This window comes from Agrobacterium sp. 22-223-1 (assembly GCF_053522385.1).
The window spans coordinates 128,962-143,964 of the sequence record NZ_JBNWCN010000007.1 but is presented as its reverse complement, the minus strand read 5'-3'; the positions used below and the strand labels follow the sequence as shown (position 1 = coordinate 143,964).

Below are 15,003 nucleotides of genomic sequence, written 5' to 3'. Positions count from 1 at the left end.
GATTTTAGCGTCGCGCCATCAATGCGCAATTTCGGCGGGCAATACCATGGGTGGAATGGGGGAATTTGTGATTCTTCCGTCATGCCGGACTAGATCCGGCATCCAGCCGCCGCGCGTCTGCGCGGCGCCAAGACTTCTTTTCAGCCCAAGGACTTGGGCTGGCTGGACCCCGGCTCGGGGGCCGGGGTGACGGAGTGTGGATGCAACCGGCCTGTTAAATCTCCACCATTACGCATCTTCCTTTACCGGCGGCTTCGCATCGCCGTAATAGGCCGAGAATTTCTCGTGATAATGCTCCGAACCGCCGGGGCCGGCATAACGCTGCAATTCCGTCATGTCGGTCTTGTTCAGCACGATGCCGAGCGTCTTGTTGGCGATCTGCGGTTCGTTGGCCATCAGGTTCTGCACCATCTGGATCGGCGTCTTGCCCCATTCGGTGACGAAGACGAAACCGTCCACCTGCGGCGCAAAGGCCTTGGCGTCGATGACGGGAACCACGGGCGCCAAGTCGACGATGATGTAATCGCAGGCCTCGCGGGCGGAGTCGATGAATTTGCGCATGCCGGAGGAGGAGAGCAGCTCGCTCGAATGGGCGAACTGGTTGCTAGTGGAAACCGGCAGGATGCCCATTTTCGTGCGCGTATCCACCTTCACCGCCTGCGTCCACGGAACTTCATCGAGCACCACTTCGACGAGGCCGGCGGATTGGCGTGTCGTCAGCATGCGGCTGAGGCCGGGGTTGCGGATATCCGCATCCACCACCAGCGTGCGCTTGCCGGTGGAGGCGATCAGCCCGGCGAGATTGAGCGCCACGACCGACTTGCCTTCGTTCGGCAGGCAGGAAATCACGCCGATGACCCGGCACTGGCGTTCCTGAATGACGACATCCGCCGTCAGCTTCACGTTACGCAGCGTTTCCGCAAAGCTGGAACGCGGGCTGTCCACGGCCAGGCGCAGCATTTTCTGGAACGAGACCTGTCCGCTCTCGTCAAGCGTGGCGTTCTCGCCGCCGGGGGTGGCGGCGCTGTTGCCCGCCTTGGCGTTTTCCACGCCCCTTTCACCGATGAAGGGCAGGTAACCGAGAAAACGCATGCGCAGATTGTCACGCACATCGTTGCCGGTATGGAAGAAGCGATCCCGGAATTCGAGAAGCGCTGCGATACCGCCACCGAGCATCAGGCCGAGAACGACCGAAAGCGCCATGGTCATGGTCTTTTTCGGGCTGGAAGGCGATGTCGGCAGGCCCGCTTCGGAAATGATGCGTGCTTTGGCGATGGGCAGCGACTGTTTCTGCGAAGCCTCCTCGAAGCGTCCGAGATAGGACTGGTAGAGGGTGCGCAGCGCCGTTGCCCGCTGCTCGAGTTCGCGCAGCTGCACCATGGTGATGTTGGCCTGCGAATTGCGGCCGGCAACACCTTCGATATTGTCGCGCAGGGACTGCACGCGGGAATTGGCGACGTCGTATTCGTTCTTCAGACTGCCGGTCAGCTGTTGTAGTTCCTGATAGATCTGCCGCGAAACCTCTTTCTTCTCGGCATCCAGCGCGATCGCCTGCGGGTGATCAGCGCCGAATTGCTGGACGATGCCCTGCTGTCGGTCGGAAATGGTGATGTAGCGTTTGCGCAGATCCTGAATGACCGAATTATCGGTGTCGCGGGCCGAAACCACGGCATTGTCGACAGCCGCGTCCGGTCCCCGGTCGATGATCGATTTATATTGGCTATAGCGGGCAGAGGCGGTCGCGGCATCGGCCTGAGCGGCGATCAGCTGGCCGTTCAGGTCGGCAAGCTGGCCTTCGGACATCAGCTCGCCGCGCGAAGAGACGATGTTGTTGTCCGACTTGAATTTCTGCACCGCCAGTTCAGCTGCCTGGGCGCGCTGGTTCAGGTCCGTCATGCGTTCCTGCAGCCATACCGAAGCGCGCTCGCTGGCGTCGAAATTGGCGTTCAGCTGTTCGGTGAGATAGGCCTGCGCATAGGTCTTGGCGATCTGCGCGGCCAGCTGACGGTCGGTCGAGCGGGTGGAGATGGCGATGACCGAGCTGCGGCCGACACGTTCCACCGTCAGCGACTGCTGCAGAACGGCGGCGGCCTTTTCTCTGCGTCCGGCGCGGATTGCGGCTTCGGAGACCGGCGGATCGCCCGGCAGGACGAGATCGAGAATGCCGCGCACGGAGGATTTGACGAGTTCGACCGGCGACATCGGCGGATTGACGATGGTGTCGTTCTCGTAAAGCCTTGCCTTGTCGACCACGGTCAGGGCCATTTCCTTGGATTTTAAAATTTCCACGGCGCTGGCGATGCGGTTGTCGACGATCTGCGCGGCGGGCACCGGCGATTCCTCTTCCGCATAACGGGAAAGGCTTTCATCCAGGAGCACCTGCGTCATCGCGGTGTAAACGGGGGTCGCAAGCACCAGATAAAGGCCGGCCAGAACCACGGCGGCGATGACCGAAGCGGCAATGACATTGGCACGACGCACCACGGCGGCCCACAGGCGGTCGAGGTCGATGAACGTGTCGGAATCCTTGCCGGACTCCGGAAAACCGATATTGGATTTAAAGGTCTTGTGGTGCATGGACCTACCTTGTGAATTAAAAATGGTACGCGGGAAGCCGAATAAACTCGCCTTCCCGCCCCCCGTTATTGGTGCGCCGGCCGCCTCCCCCGGCGGCGCGATTAAAGTCAGGCCGCCTGGACGCGGCTTTCGTGGTTCGCCACCAGTTCCTTCACCGAAGCGAGAACCTGGGCTTCCATGTCCGCGCGCAGCAGCGAGAAGGCGACGTTTGCGGCAATGAAGCCCTGCTTGCTGCCGCAGTCGAAGGTGCGACCGCTATATTTCTGCGCATGGAAAGACTGCTTTTCCGCAAGCCGCCTCATGCCGTCGGTCAACTGGATTTCATTGCCCGCGCCGCGCTCCTGCTTGGCGAGAATATCGAAGATTTCCGGCTGCAGGATGTAACGGCCATTCAGGTAATAATTCGAAGGCGCCTTGGATGGTTCCGGCTTTTCGACCATTTCGGTGACCGCAAAGCCGTGATTGACCTTCTGGCCGACGCCGACGACGCCATAGGACGACACTTCCTCCGGCAGGCATTCCTCGACGCCGAGAATATTACCGCCGACTTCGTCATAAAGCTCCATCAGCCCGGCAATGCAGCCGCGTGCGCCATAGGACACCATGTCAGGCAGAAGCAGCGCGAAAGGCTCCTTGCCCACCAGTTCGCGCGCGCACCAGACGGCGTGGCCGAGACCAAGCGGCACCTGCTGGCGCGTATAGCTGACGGTGCCGGCAACCGGCAGCATCTTTTCAAGCTGCAACACCTGCACGGTCTTGCCGGAACGGGTGAGGGTATTGATGAGTTCAGGCGCGCTGTCGAAATAGTCTTCGATGGCGGTCTTGTTGCGGCTCGTGACGAAAATGATGTGTTCGATACCGGCCTGCATGGCCTCGTCGACGGCATATTGCACGACCGGACGGTCGACGATCGTCAGCATTTCCTTTGGCATCGCCTTGGTGGCGGGCAAAAACCGCGTGCCGTTGCCGGCTACCGGAATGACGGCTTTTCTGACAGTTTTGTTCAGGTCCATCGCGTTCTCCTTCATCAAGGTTTGATCTGTCCCCAGTCCCCGCGCAGATTTCGTCTACGCGTAAATTTCACGAAATCTGTCTTTTCACCCCTGTATTCGCTCCGGGCGCAAACATGGCGTCCCGCAGCCTCCTCAGCCGCACTGCAATCGGCATTCTTAAGTGCCCCAGCACGGCAGGATCTCGGATTGTGGTCTTCAAGGCGCCCAGTACCGAGCGGCGCTTGATGTTTTCCACCAATGTCAAAAAATTATGCGCCAGCCGCAGGCTGCGGGCTCTCGCCTGCTGCGCATCCATGGCGGCGGGCAGCAGAGTGTAATGGCTCAGGAATTCCTGATCCGCCCGCATCATCGCTTCGACGTGATGAAGTTCGAGCACGCGCGAAATCGAGCCTTCGCGGATATTGTAAATGTAACCCGGCTTCGGTTCGATGACGCAGAGGCCGCCGGCGGCGAGCGCCGAGGCGAGCAGGATATAATCCTCGCCGATGCGGATATCCTCGCGGAAGCGCAGTGCCTCGCTATTGAGGAAATCGCGCCGGAACATCGGTTTCATGTAGCCGAAATTGAAGGTGGAACGGAACAGGATGTTGGAGGAAATGAAGTCCTCAAGCGTGAGGGTGGATCGTTCCTCCAGAAACTCTTCCGGAAACATCGTCTCCATCGGCCTGCCGTCGGTATAGACCACATCGAGATTATCGACAGCGATGTCAGCATTCGCGGCCTCCGCCCGGCACATCATGCAGGCAGAACGCTCCGGGCGGATGACGTCGTCGGAATCGAGCACGGCGATCCAGCGTCCCGTCGCGGCCTCGATGCCGGCATTGCGTGCACCACCCGGACCGCGGTTTTCTTCGAGCGCAAGCAGGCGGATGCGGGGATCGATGGCGGCAATCGCCTCAACGAACGGGATGGTGTCATCGGCGGAACGGTCGTCGACGACGATCACTTCCAGCGTCACACCCTGCTGGTCGAGAGCGCTTTGAACGGCGGCTTCGATCGTATCGGCGGCGTTATAGGCGGCAATGACGAAGCTGACATCGGGCGGGGAGGTGAGATTTTCCATCAGGTTGCCTCCACCGCGCCATACTGGCGGATTTCGCGCACGCCGAAAGCGCCGCTCATCGAGCCCATATGCAGCGCGCCGCGCAGCGCATAACGGTTGCGGCGCACGGCGTTGAAGCCGCTCAAGGCGGCGAATACGCCACAATACAGGACTTTCGAACCTGCCTTCAGCACCTGAACCACACGGCGTGCGCCGGGTTTCTTTTCAGCCAGCACGCGGCCGTGGGTTTGGCCGGAGCGGAAGCGGCGTTTGGCAAGCCACATGAAGCTTGCCCGATTTTCCGGAACCGGCTCCGACAAGACGGCGTCTTCAGCAAAGACAATACGGCCGCCTGCGGCGTGAAGATGCGAGAAGAAATGGGTGTCCTCGCCGCCGCTCTGGCCGAGCGCCAGCGCGAAGCGCCGGCCCTTCACCGAGGGCGCATCCATCTTGAGCAGCGTGTTGCAGGTATAGCCGGTGATGATCTCGCCATTCACCCACACCGGAACTGTCGAGTGGAAATCGCCGCGTTTCATCCAGCCCGGCGCATTGTCCCGGTAAACCGCCGTCACGGGGCCGAGGACGGTTTCCGCACCGGTCTCGTCGGCTTTTTCCAGAAGGGCGGCCAGCCAATGCGGCGGGGCGGTCTCGTCATCATCGATAAAGGCCAGATAATCCGCGCTGCATTCCGACAGGCAGGCATTGCGGGCAATCGAAATATTCGATTTCGGGCAATGAACATAGGTGATCTCGAAGGGTGCGGTTTCACGCAGGCGATCGACGCTTGCCTTGGCGCTCGGCTCTTCATCATTATCCGCCACAATCAGGCGAACTTTCACGCCTTCCGGCACATCCAGCTCGAAGAGTGACAGAAGTGTGGCGACGAGCGCCGGGCGTCTGTAGGTGCAGATGCCGATATCGACGGTCTTGAGATTTTGCGTGCCGGTGACGGTGTTGTCGGTCATGAGACAGCCTTTCTTCCCCGGAATTTCAGGAGTTCCAGCCAGAAGCCGGTGGACCAGGCCAGATGCATCACCATCGCCGAAAAGGCAGCGAGCGGGCCGTATGGGTTTTGCTGACCTATTGCCATCCACAAGCCATAACCCACACATGCGGCGATCCAGAGGCCGAGCGGAATAAGTGCGGCCCAATGCACGAGTGACAGCAGCGCGAGGATGAAAACCGGCAGGACGGCGAGCGGAATCATCTGGCGGATTTTCGGGATCGAGCGATGTTTCAGGAGGTTCTTTGCCCGGCCACGGCCATAGGCGAGATATTGCCTGAACAGCGGCATGACGCTTGCGCGCGGATAATAGGTCATGCGGGTCTTGTCGGTCATCCAGAGGCGGAAACCGGATTTGCGTAGCCGGAAATCCAGTTCGGCATCCTCGTTATGGCTGAAGCTCTCGTCATAACCGCCCACCGCATCGAAAGCGGCGATCCGCATCAGCGCGTGGTGGCCGTGGTCTATCCAGTGGCCTTTGGCGCCTTCGCGGTGCTTGGAGCCGCCATTGCCGAGCTTGGAATTCTGGGCGATGGCCGTCGCCTTCTGGAAAAGGCCGTGGCCGACCGTATCCATGGCGACGACGACGGAATCCGCGCCGGTGCGCTCGGCGTCCTCGATCAGCCTCTGGCAATAATCATCGGGATAATCGCCATGGGCGTCGATGCGGATGAGGTAATCAAAATCCTCGCCGAAGGTGGCGACGGCAAGATTGATGCCGGCGCTCTGGATGCGCTTCGGATTGGCGAGAAGCGTGACGCGATCGTCCTTTGCGGCAAAGGCGGAAACGATATCGCGGGTTCCATCCGTGCTGCCGCCATCTGCGACCACGATGCGGAAGAGACGCCCCTGCATCGCATCGGTAAATTTGACAAGCAGCCCCTCGATCGTCTTCGCCTCATTGAGGCAGGGTATGACGATCAGCGTTCTGATGCCGGAATGACCAAGACCTTCCATGATTTGCCCCCTACGCACTACACGGGTGAAAACTGCGCTTCGCGGGCGTGGCCGGAGGCGGATTTGGCGAGAGAGGACAAGTGCTGGACCAGCTGACGGCAATCGTCGCGGTCGGTCAGCCATTGTTTCCTGTCTGTTGTCGAGAGGGTGTTGAAGGCGTCCGCATAGATTTGCGGGGTCATCTCCGCAAACAGGGCGGCAAGATCGTCAGCGTCGGCATTCTGCAGGACAAAGCCGATACCACGCTTTTCGATGAAACGCGCAGTTTCCGTGCCGGCAAGTGCAATCGGCAGGGTGCCATAAAGGCAACCCTCATAAAGCCGGTTGGGCAGAAGCCAGCTCGAATTCTGGCCTTCCTCGAAAAAGTCGATCGCCCAGGTGAACTGCACCTCGTTATAGATGGCGGCGAGGTCTTCGGGGTTCTTGTAAGGCCCGTGGAAATGCACATGCGGGGCGGCGGCTACGAAACCGTCGAAATCTGAAAACTCCGAATAGGCCGGCCGGCCGCGAAGGATGATTTCGACCCTGCCTTCCATGCGTCCGGCAAATTCGGCAAGGATTTCAAGTGATTTGCGGCAGCGAAGCGCGCCGAACCAGCCGATTTTCCACGGCTCGCCGGGGGCGGGCGGGCGCGGTTGCGGTGCGGCGGCAACGGCGGTGTCGAGCGCCAGCACCTTGTTTTCCTGCAGCAGGACGGGAAGGTCGAGGCCGGACACGGGCTTGAAATAATGCTCCACAAAGGCCGGAGAACTGGTGATCAGCAGTTTCGCGTCGCGGGCGAAATAACGCTGGGCGGCGTTCAGCATCTGCCCGGGCTTGCCCTTGTTGAGAAGCAGGCGGTGAATGTCGAGACATTCATAAACCAGTGCCGGCTGCCCGGCATAGATCGACATGGCCCGCTTTGCCAAAGCCAGCATTTCCAGGTTTCTGGCAAGAATGACATCGGGCGCGGGGATGTCGTTCAGGGTCTTGCTCAGCGAGAGGCTGGCTTTCGCCACCGCCGCCATGCGCTGTAAAAACTGCCCGTCGGCGGTTTCCCCGAGCACAACGGGCACGACGCCTTCAATCTCCGCCAGCCGGTTCTGCCCACGCCGGAAACCGGCCAGCGTGACCCGTGCCCCGCCCGCAAGCAAGGTCAGCACCCGCCGACGAATGGCGGGGTCCGACAGATCATGCGCGAGATATAGAACATGGGTCATGCAAGGGTCCGGTTGGTTCATGCGTCAGAGACGCCGCGGATGACGGTTTGGTTCAAAAAAATCAGTTGAGGGCGCAGGCAATGGATTCCGGATACTGGCATTTGTCGCCGAGCGCCGTGAAGGCAAACCGGTCGACGATCATTTGCGTTGCGCCGGAATAGGAGAAGGCGCCCATCCAGTCCTTCAGCGTATCGGTGCCCCACAGACTGAAGAAAATCTTCTGGGCATTCTGGGGAATTTTCGACTCATCCGTCACTTCATGGACGAGCTTGCCGTTGACGTAATAACGCAGGCGCTGGGGCTCCCAGACGAAGGCATAATCGTTGAAGCCGGCATCGGCGCCGCCTTCCACCGGCACCAGCTTCTCATTGCCGCCCTTGGCGGAAATATACTGGTTGAGCTGCACCTTGCCCGTGTTCTTGCCCAGAACCTCGAAGTCGATTTCATCGTGCGGCTTCTTGTCGGTCGGGCCGATATAGGTGAAGAAGGCGGAGTTCAGGCCCGAGCCGGTGGCGGCCTTCATGCGTGCTTCATAGGTGCCGTAGCGATAACGGCCCTTGGTCTGGATTTCGCCGCAGGCGAATTTGCGGTCTCCAGCCTTGGTTTCTTCGAAACCGAGTGTCAGCTGGCCGTTTTCCACCGTCGCCAGTTTCTTCGACCAGGTGCAGTTCTGATGCGCGCCATTGTTCCAGCCGTCGGAAACGTACCAGAAGCTTCTGTCCATGGAATCGAAGTTCTCGATGAAGGATGCGCCATTGCCTTCCTGTGCCTGGCCCGGCGTCGCAAAAGGTGCGGCCAGAAGGGCCGCGGCGAGAAGAATGCGTGTCTGAACGCGGGTGACAAATGTTGTCATTGGTTCACCTCTGTCGTTGCGAATAAAGCGTTTCGGATGTCGGCGGACCGATCATGGCGGCCCGTTTTGCCGCAAAATCGGCCTTCGTCTTGCCTTTGCCGCTGCGGCTTCCGGTCAGCACGGCATAGACGGCCGGCAGGTATTTGCGGGTCTGGGCATTGCTGACCACCAGAATGACGAAGGCGGAAAGCGTCGCGCTGATATAAAAAGCGGGGTAGAAATCCGGCCCGCCCTTGTTCCACACCATCCACATTATGACGAGCAGCGGATAATGGGCGCAGAAAATCCAGAAGCTCAGGCTGCCGGTTTCGGCAAGCCGCTGACCAAGCCGGCTGCGGATCAACAGCGCAGAAGACGCCCAGAAACCGAGCGCGCCGAAGACGGCAAGCAGATTGCGCGACATGTTGAGCCAGAAGGTGAATTCCGGGCCGGTGAAATAAAGTCCCGTCGCCAATATGGCCGAGGCGGCAAAGGTCAGCGCCATGATCGGCACGGCATAGGGGTCCAGCGCCTTGACGTCGATACGATGAAGCGCGAGCGCGATGCCGAGCGAGAAGCTGAAAAGAATGGATTTCTTCTGGACGATGAAAATCGTCAGGTCTGGCATGGCGGTGATGAAGAGCAGGATGGCGAGCGTCGGCAGGGCGAAACGGCGCATCAGAAAGGCGAGCACCGGCGACAGCAGGATGCAGACGAAGAGGTCTCGCAGGAAATAAAGCGGCACATTCACCGGCAGTTCCTCAAGCGCCGTTCCGTGGCTGATGATTTCACGCGGGCTCGCATTCCACAGATCGGGGAAATACCCCACGCCGACATCGAAGAGCTGGATCAGCAATACGGCGGCAAACAGCGCGCCGTTCCACAGAAGGAAGGGCAGCAGCACGGTTTTCGACTTGGAGCGGATCGTCGCCGGATAATCGAAACCGCTCATGCCGCGGCGAAACAGCAGATAGCCGGAAATGGCGCTGAGACAGGGCACGCCGATGCGAAACAGCGCATCGCCCAGGAAAACCCGCAGCCAGTCGAAGAAACCGTAAAGGCCAAGAAAAGGGCTGGTTTCGGCATCGTGCGGCACATGGACGAACACGATCCCGGAGATCAGCAATATGCGCATCAAATTGATACGGGAGGATAGGTTCTGATCGACAGTCACATCAGTCACCCCTATTGGGCGGCGTCCACCCACGCCGCGTTGCAACCAGAGCGAACTTAAGCCCGCACTGGAAAGTCTGGTTTCGACTTTGGGATAAAATGTGGCGACGCGGGAAAAACACAAGCTTAGATTTTGCGGGTGAATGTCTGGCGTTCCGGCCATTCCTGTTGCTGTGAAAATTCAAATATCTGAAATTACTGACATTTTTGTAAATCTGGTCGTCGTTAAAAATCGCCGAAGCGTGTGAAATTGTCATTTGTCGTGATATTGCGCTGCAAAAAGAACCGCCATCCGGCCCTGCCGCAGCGAGGAAAATCACCGCGGAAAAGGCCGGTTAACGGCGGAAATGAGGCGCGTTTTTCTTCGGTTGAACTAACCTTGGGTTGCAGTATCCCGCATGCGCCGCGATTTGACCATTCCGAGAATTTTCCCGAGCAGCGCCCGTTCGGTCAGCAGGATAAGCACCGCATAGATGACGCCGCCGACGGCAGCGCCGATGAGAACCTGAAGCGTGGCATTGGGAACGCGCTCAGCCAGAAGGTGAAGCAGATAACGCACCGCAACGGCCATCACCAGCGCTGCGATCATCGGCCGGCTGCTGACATAAAGGCCGCGGAAGAAGGGCGTATCGCTCGCCTTGAACACCGCCCAGGAATAGGCGACCAGCGTTACCGCATTGACGATGCAGAGCCACACCATCGCGTCGATAAGGGTGCCATAAAGCGCGGCAAGCCAGACCGCGACGGTGGTGACGATGGCGCGGATCGTTGCCGACCAGAACAGCACGCGGCCGTAACCTGCTCCCTTCAAATACGGGATGAAGGTGCTGCACGGCGTCAAAATGGCTTTGGAGAGGGCGAGCAGACCGAGGACTGGCCAGGCATAGGCCCAGTTCTGTCCGAAGATGACTAGCATGGCCGGCTCCGCCACGGCCCAGAGGCCGAACATCATCGGTGCCAGGAGCACGGTCAGTACCTGCGTACTGAACATCAGCGCATCGCGCCGGCGTTGCGGGTCGTCCATCATGCGGCTGAAGGCGGGAAACAGGACACCCATGACGGCCGACAGAACCACCTGATTGGGAATGCTGGCAAAGCGGTTGGAGGCGGAATAGGCGCCGGCATCCGCCAGCCCAAGATGCCGGGCAATGACCACCATCGGCGACTGGAAGGTAACGAAATTGGCGATTTCCGAGCCCATCAGCCCCGAGCTGAAGCCGAGAAGCGGCACCAGCCGGCGCGGTTTCATGACGAAGCGCGGGCAATAGCGGGAAACGGCATAAAGCCCGACAAGCCGGATGAGGGCCGCGGCAAAAAGCTGGATGATCAGCGCCCAGACGCCGAAGCCGAGAAGGGCGAGAGCGACGGCGACGACCGCCGCGATGCTTTCCGACGCCATGCTCCACACCGCGTCCTGGCTGAAGTTCATGCGCCGGGCGAGCAGCGAATAGGCGACATCGCCTGCGAGCTGCAGCGGAATGAGGAAGGCCATGATGCGCAGCAGATAGGCACTCTCCACCGCACCCAGCAGCCCGCCGAAAAATTCCGCCCAGATGTAGAGGACGGCGGCCATGGTGCAGGAGATGGCGAGATTGGCCCAGAAGACGGTATGGATCGTTTCCATATCCTCTTCCTTTTCGACGATCAGGGCAGAGGTCAGCCCCGCGCCGGCGATCATGGTCAGAAACTGTACAACCGTTAGTCCTACCGCAACCACCCCGAATTCCTCCGGGGAAAGCAGTCTTGCGAGAATTGGGACCGTGACAAATTTAAGCCCGAATGTCCCTGTTTTTGATAAAACGCTCCAGCCGACATTCGTGGTGATGGTCTTTACATTTGGCGCTGGGGGCATACAAGCATCCTGTTTCTGGAGGCCGGCGGGAGGAAAGCCGGTTGGGAGTTGCCGATACCATCGGGGCCGCTTTTAGGATCGGGCCCGACACTTCTTGATCAACGCAAGGGGCGAAACAATGGCAAGATTTACTGTCGTCATTCCCTACTACCAAAAGCAGCACGGTGTCTTGGGACGTGCACTCGCATCGGTTTTTGCGCAGACTTACCAGGATTTCGATCTTGTCATCGTCGATGACGAATCGCCATACCCGATCGATCAGGAACTTGCGGAACTTTCGCAGGGTGAGAAAGACCGGATTCTCGTCATTAAACAGGCCAATGCCGGCCCGGGCGGCGCCCGCAACACCGGTCTGGACAATGTGCCTGACGGCACCGACTATGTCGCCTTTCTTGATTCCGACGATATCTGGACACCCGATCATCTGCAGAATGCGGCCTTTGCGCTTCAGACCTATGGCGGCGAGTGCTACTGGGCATCCATGCAGGCAAGTGACGAATTTTATTATCATTTTGCCATTTCCGAACTCGAGAAGAATGAGGGTGCGGCAAGGCTTTCCGAGAGGCCGCTGGTGATCGAGCTGCCGGATCTGGCAAGTGTGATGCTGCGCAACTGGAGCTTCCTGCATCTCTCCTGCATGGTGATCGGCCGTCCTCTTTTTGAGAAAATCCGCTTTGACCCGGCGCTTCGTCTGGCGGCGGAAGACGTGCTGTTTTTCTGCGATTCCATCCTCGCATCGAAGCGCACGCTTCTCTGTGACGACGCCGGCGCGATGCGCGGCATGGGGGTCAATATCTTCCACAGCATCGACAACACCTCGCCGGAATTCCTGCGCCAGCAGTTCAATACCTGGGTGGCGCTCGATACGCTGGAGGGGCGTTTTTCACGCCGGCCGGACGATGTCGCCTCCATCGCTTCCTATAAAAACACGGCGCGTAAACAGGCGCTGTGGAGCCAGGCGGGCAATCTGAAACGGCGCAAGGCGCCCGAATTCGGGCTGCTCCTGAAATGGGCGATGCGCGATCCGGCACTGCTGCGCGCCGCTTTCGAGCTTGGTGCTGGAAAAATCGTCCGCTCCAGATGAGCGAATTCTCGCCCGCAAGAATTTATATGTTTTTTCACCCAGGAGTGACCTCATGAAACCTTACCACTGGGAATCTCATCACGGAAATTTCGGTGACGATCTCAACCTGTGGCTGTGGGATTTTCTGCTTCCGGGCCTTCGCGATGTGCATGACGATGTCATGCTCGTCGGCGTCGGCACCGTGCTGAACGACGTTCTTTTGCCCGCAAAGCAGCGCAAGCTGGTGATCGGCAGCGGTTATGGTTATGGCGCGGTGCCGGATACCAGCACCGAGTTCTGGGATATTCGTTGCGTGCGCGGCGAAAAAACCGCCGCCAAGCTGGGGCTCGCGCCCGAAAAGGGCATTGTCGACCCGGCCGTCATGGTCACCGAGATGCCCGATTTCAAAGGCCTGCCGAAGCTCTACAAGAAGACCTTCGTTCCGCACTGGGAATCGGCGGAATTCGGCATGTGGGAAACCGTCTGCGAACCGGCGGGACTGACCTATCTCGACCCGCGCGGCGAGGCGAAAGCGGTGATCCGCGCCATCGCCCAGTCGGAATTCATCGTTGCCGAATCCATGCATGGCGCAATCCTTGCCGATGCCTTCCGCGTGCCATGGGTCGCGGTCAGCACCTCGCCGTCGATCAACAGCTTCAAATGGAGCGACTGGGCCGGCAGCGTGGGTGTCGAATATCAGCCGCGCTATGTGCCGGTTTCGACCCGCGCCGAGGCGGCGAAAAAGGGCTCGCGCTTCTGGGGCATGAGCTTCCCGCCACCGCCCGGCCCCGTCATTGCCGAGACCGGTTCTGTTCCGGCGCATGAAGGCCCGGCGCATGAGGGTGACGTGCTGGTGCGGCCGCAGGAAACGCAGTCCCGGTCATTGCGCAAATTGGCCAAGCAGGTGCTGGCCGCGCCTTCCACGCTGGCGCTCTGGCAGGCAAGCCGCGCGGAGCCGCGTCTCAGCCCGGATGGCCGGCTGGAGGAGCGCAAGGAGCGTTTTGCCGCCGTTCTGGAAACGGTGAAGCGGGATTATCTCTGATGGCGAAGAGTGAATGCGGCAGAGAATTTTCTGCCGCCTTCGCTTGAGGATGCCATCTCTAGGGTCTCTATCGTCATGCTCGGGCCTGTCCCGAGCATCTGCAACCGACCGATCATACGATACGTGAGTAAATCCTCGGGACAAGCCCGAGGATGACGGAGAGGAATTGTCGCAGGTCGTCTTTTCCCCTACGAAACCGGCGTACCGTCCAGCAGATAACGCACATCCCGCACCGGCGGCGATTTACGGAATCGGGCGGTCTTGTCGCTCCAGATGCCGCGTGTGATGGCGGGCAGGGCGGGGAGCCGCGCAAAGGCATGGCTCAGCGCGCCGCCCATGCCCTTCTGCTTTTTCGCATCGAGAAAATGGCGAAGCTCGAATTTGGCGCGAATGTGTTTTTCATGTTCGCGCAGGATCGACGTTTCCTCTGCCGAAAGCCGGCAACCGGCGAGAATGGCCTTGTCCGCCTCATATAAGCGGCGAAGATCTTCGGTACGATGGCGGCCGCTCAGCGAGTTGCCGCGCACGATCGCGCCGTAACCGCAATGACGGATGACCTTGTAGCGCGCACCGGCGGCCAGCGCCCGCACGTAAAGCTCGTAATCTTCACCGAGCCGCAGGCCGTCATCGTAACGCAGAGCATGTTTGTCGAGAAAAGCGCGGCGTATGACTGGCTTCAGAAACCCGGTTTCCCCGCGTTCGACGCCGGGCCTGGAAATATTGCCTTCCACGAATTCCGTCAGCGACAGAAATCGTGCCTGCGGTTCGAAGCGGGCCGGCTGCATGGATGATGCGCCGGGGACCGATTGCTGGATGAAGGCGATATTGTCGGCCACCAGATCCCAGTCGTCATCGGCCAGCATGGCGGCGAAACGACCCCGGAAAAAGAAGTCGTCCGCATCGAGAATGCTGATGAGCGGCGCCGATGAAATCGAGATGGCGTGGTTGCGTGCAGCCGAAGGGCCTCGATTGACCTCGAATCGCACGACCCGCAGACGGCCCGTGCCGTCATCCGCCGCATGCGCCACATCGCTCGTCGTGTCGGTGGAACCATCGTCGATTACCACGACTTCGCCGACCTCCGGCTCCACAAGGGCGGAACGTATGGCGATATCGATTGTTTCGAATGCATTTTTCGCAGCGATGATGACGCAAATGGGCTGTGAACCGCTCACCATGTATTGTCCTTCTGCTTTGACCAACCGTCAGGATTTGGCCAGCAGAAAGTGTCACGGGTATGGATGCAAGCG

Annotated in this window: 12 protein-coding genes; 2 read left to right on the top strand and 10 right to left on the bottom strand. The window is 59.7% G+C overall.

What is annotated here, in order from left to right; all coding sequences use genetic code 11:
• Positions 1-228: 228 nt before the first annotated feature.
• The 9 genes from ACQZ60_RS23325 to ACQZ60_RS23285 all read right to left on the bottom strand — a co-directional run bounded on the left by ACQZ60_RS23325 (position 229) and on the right by ACQZ60_RS23285 (position 11,648).
• The gene (locus ACQZ60_RS23325) at positions 229-2,577 is read right to left on the bottom strand and encodes a polysaccharide biosynthesis tyrosine autokinase (RefSeq protein ID WP_448736217.1); all 2,349 of its coding nucleotides are present in this window, start codon (positions 2,575-2,577) and stop codon (positions 229-231) included.
• Between the two features lie 107 nt (positions 2,578-2,684).
• Positions 2,685-3,590: a UTP--glucose-1-phosphate uridylyltransferase gene (locus ACQZ60_RS23320; protein WP_003508507.1), complete on the bottom strand. Its 906-nt coding sequence runs from the start codon at positions 3,588-3,590 to the stop codon at positions 2,685-2,687.
• A gap of 67 nt (positions 3,591-3,657) precedes the next feature.
• Positions 3,658-4,653, bottom strand: a complete 996-nt coding sequence (locus tag ACQZ60_RS23315; RefSeq protein ID WP_448736216.1) for a glycosyltransferase family 2 protein — start codon at positions 4,651-4,653, stop codon at positions 3,658-3,660.
• Positions 4,653-5,597, bottom strand: coding sequence for a glycosyltransferase family 2 protein (locus ACQZ60_RS23310; RefSeq protein WP_003508511.1), 945 nt, complete (start codon positions 5,595-5,597; stop codon positions 4,653-4,655). The genes ACQZ60_RS23315 and ACQZ60_RS23310 overlap by 1 nt, the downstream gene beginning before the upstream one ends.
• Positions 5,594-6,592 (bottom strand): glycosyltransferase family 2 protein, encoded by a 999-nt coding sequence (locus tag ACQZ60_RS23305; RefSeq protein WP_060723808.1) that lies wholly within the window; start codon positions 6,590-6,592, stop codon positions 5,594-5,596. The genes ACQZ60_RS23310 and ACQZ60_RS23305 overlap by 4 nt, the downstream gene beginning before the upstream one ends.
• Before the next feature lie 17 nt (positions 6,593-6,609).
• Complete coding sequence (locus ACQZ60_RS23300; RefSeq protein ID WP_448736215.1) at positions 6,610-7,791, bottom strand: glycosyl transferase family 1; 1,182 nt, start codon at positions 7,789-7,791, stop codon at positions 6,610-6,612.
• A gap of 61 nt (positions 7,792-7,852) precedes the next feature.
• Positions 7,853-8,644: an endo-1,3-1,4-beta-glycanase ExoK gene (gene exoK, locus ACQZ60_RS23295; RefSeq protein WP_035260305.1), complete on the bottom strand. Its 792-nt coding sequence runs from the start codon at positions 8,642-8,644 to the stop codon at positions 7,853-7,855.
• A gap of 4 nt (positions 8,645-8,648) precedes the next feature.
• Positions 8,649-9,797, bottom strand: a complete 1,149-nt coding sequence (locus ACQZ60_RS23290; protein ID WP_003522134.1) for an acyltransferase family protein — start codon at positions 9,795-9,797, stop codon at positions 8,649-8,651.
• A gap of 372 nt (positions 9,798-10,169) precedes the next feature.
• Positions 10,170-11,648 carry a lipopolysaccharide biosynthesis protein gene (locus ACQZ60_RS23285; protein ID WP_448736214.1) on the bottom strand — a complete coding sequence of 493 codons (1,479 nt, stop codon included), beginning with the start codon at positions 11,646-11,648 and terminating at the stop codon, positions 10,170-10,172.
• A gap of 118 nt (positions 11,649-11,766) precedes the next feature.
• Between ACQZ60_RS23285 and ACQZ60_RS23280 the strand changes: the two genes are divergently transcribed.
• Positions 11,767-12,732 (top strand): glycosyltransferase family 2 protein, encoded by a 966-nt coding sequence (locus ACQZ60_RS23280; protein ID WP_448736213.1) that lies wholly within the window; start codon positions 11,767-11,769, stop codon positions 12,730-12,732.
• Positions 12,733-12,784: 52 nt separating this feature from the next.
• Positions 12,785-13,753 (top strand): polysaccharide pyruvyl transferase family protein, encoded by a 969-nt coding sequence (locus ACQZ60_RS23275; RefSeq protein ID WP_448736212.1) that lies wholly within the window; start codon positions 12,785-12,787, stop codon positions 13,751-13,753.
• A gap of 188 nt (positions 13,754-13,941) precedes the next feature.
• On the opposite strand, the gene ACQZ60_RS23270 is transcribed toward ACQZ60_RS23275, so the two are convergent.
• Positions 13,942-14,931, bottom strand: a complete 990-nt coding sequence (locus ACQZ60_RS23270) for a glycosyltransferase family 2 protein (RefSeq protein WP_448736211.1) — start codon at positions 14,929-14,931, stop codon at positions 13,942-13,944.
• Positions 14,932-15,003 lie beyond the last annotated feature (72 nt).

Bases quoted from the DNA above. Each gene is read 5' to 3' on its own strand.
- ACQZ60_RS23325 (WP_448736217.1), bottom strand. From the start codon at position 2,577: ATGCACCACAAGACCTTTAAATCCAATATCGGTTTTCCGGAGTCCGGC.
- ACQZ60_RS23320 (WP_003508507.1), bottom strand. From the start codon at position 3,590: ATGGACCTGAACAAAACTGTCAGAAAAGCCGTCATTCCGGTAGCCGGC.
- ACQZ60_RS23315 (WP_448736216.1), bottom strand. From the start codon at position 4,653: ATGGAAAATCTCACCTCCCCGCCCGATGTCAGCTTCGTCATTGCCGCC.
- ACQZ60_RS23310 (WP_003508511.1), bottom strand. From the start codon at position 5,597: ATGACCGACAACACCGTCACCGGCACGCAAAATCTCAAGACCGTCGAT.
- ACQZ60_RS23305 (WP_060723808.1), bottom strand. From the start codon at position 6,592: ATGGAAGGTCTTGGTCATTCCGGCATCAGAACGCTGATCGTCATACCC.
- ACQZ60_RS23300 (WP_448736215.1), bottom strand. From the start codon at position 7,791: ATGACCCATGTTCTATATCTCGCGCATGATCTGTCGGACCCCGCCATT.
- exoK (WP_035260305.1), bottom strand. From the start codon at position 8,644: ATGACAACATTTGTCACCCGCGTTCAGACACGCATTCTTCTCGCCGCG.
- ACQZ60_RS23285 (WP_448736214.1), bottom strand. From the start codon at position 11,648: ATGCCCCCAGCGCCAAATGTAAAGACCATCACCACGAATGTCGGCTGG.
- ACQZ60_RS23280 (WP_448736213.1), top strand. From the start codon at position 11,767: ATGGCAAGATTTACTGTCGTCATTCCCTACTACCAAAAGCAGCACGGT.
- ACQZ60_RS23275 (WP_448736212.1), top strand. From the start codon at position 12,785: ATGAAACCTTACCACTGGGAATCTCATCACGGAAATTTCGGTGACGAT.
- ACQZ60_RS23270 (WP_448736211.1), bottom strand. From the start codon at position 14,931: ATGGTGAGCGGTTCACAGCCCATTTGCGTCATCATCGCTGCGAAAAAT.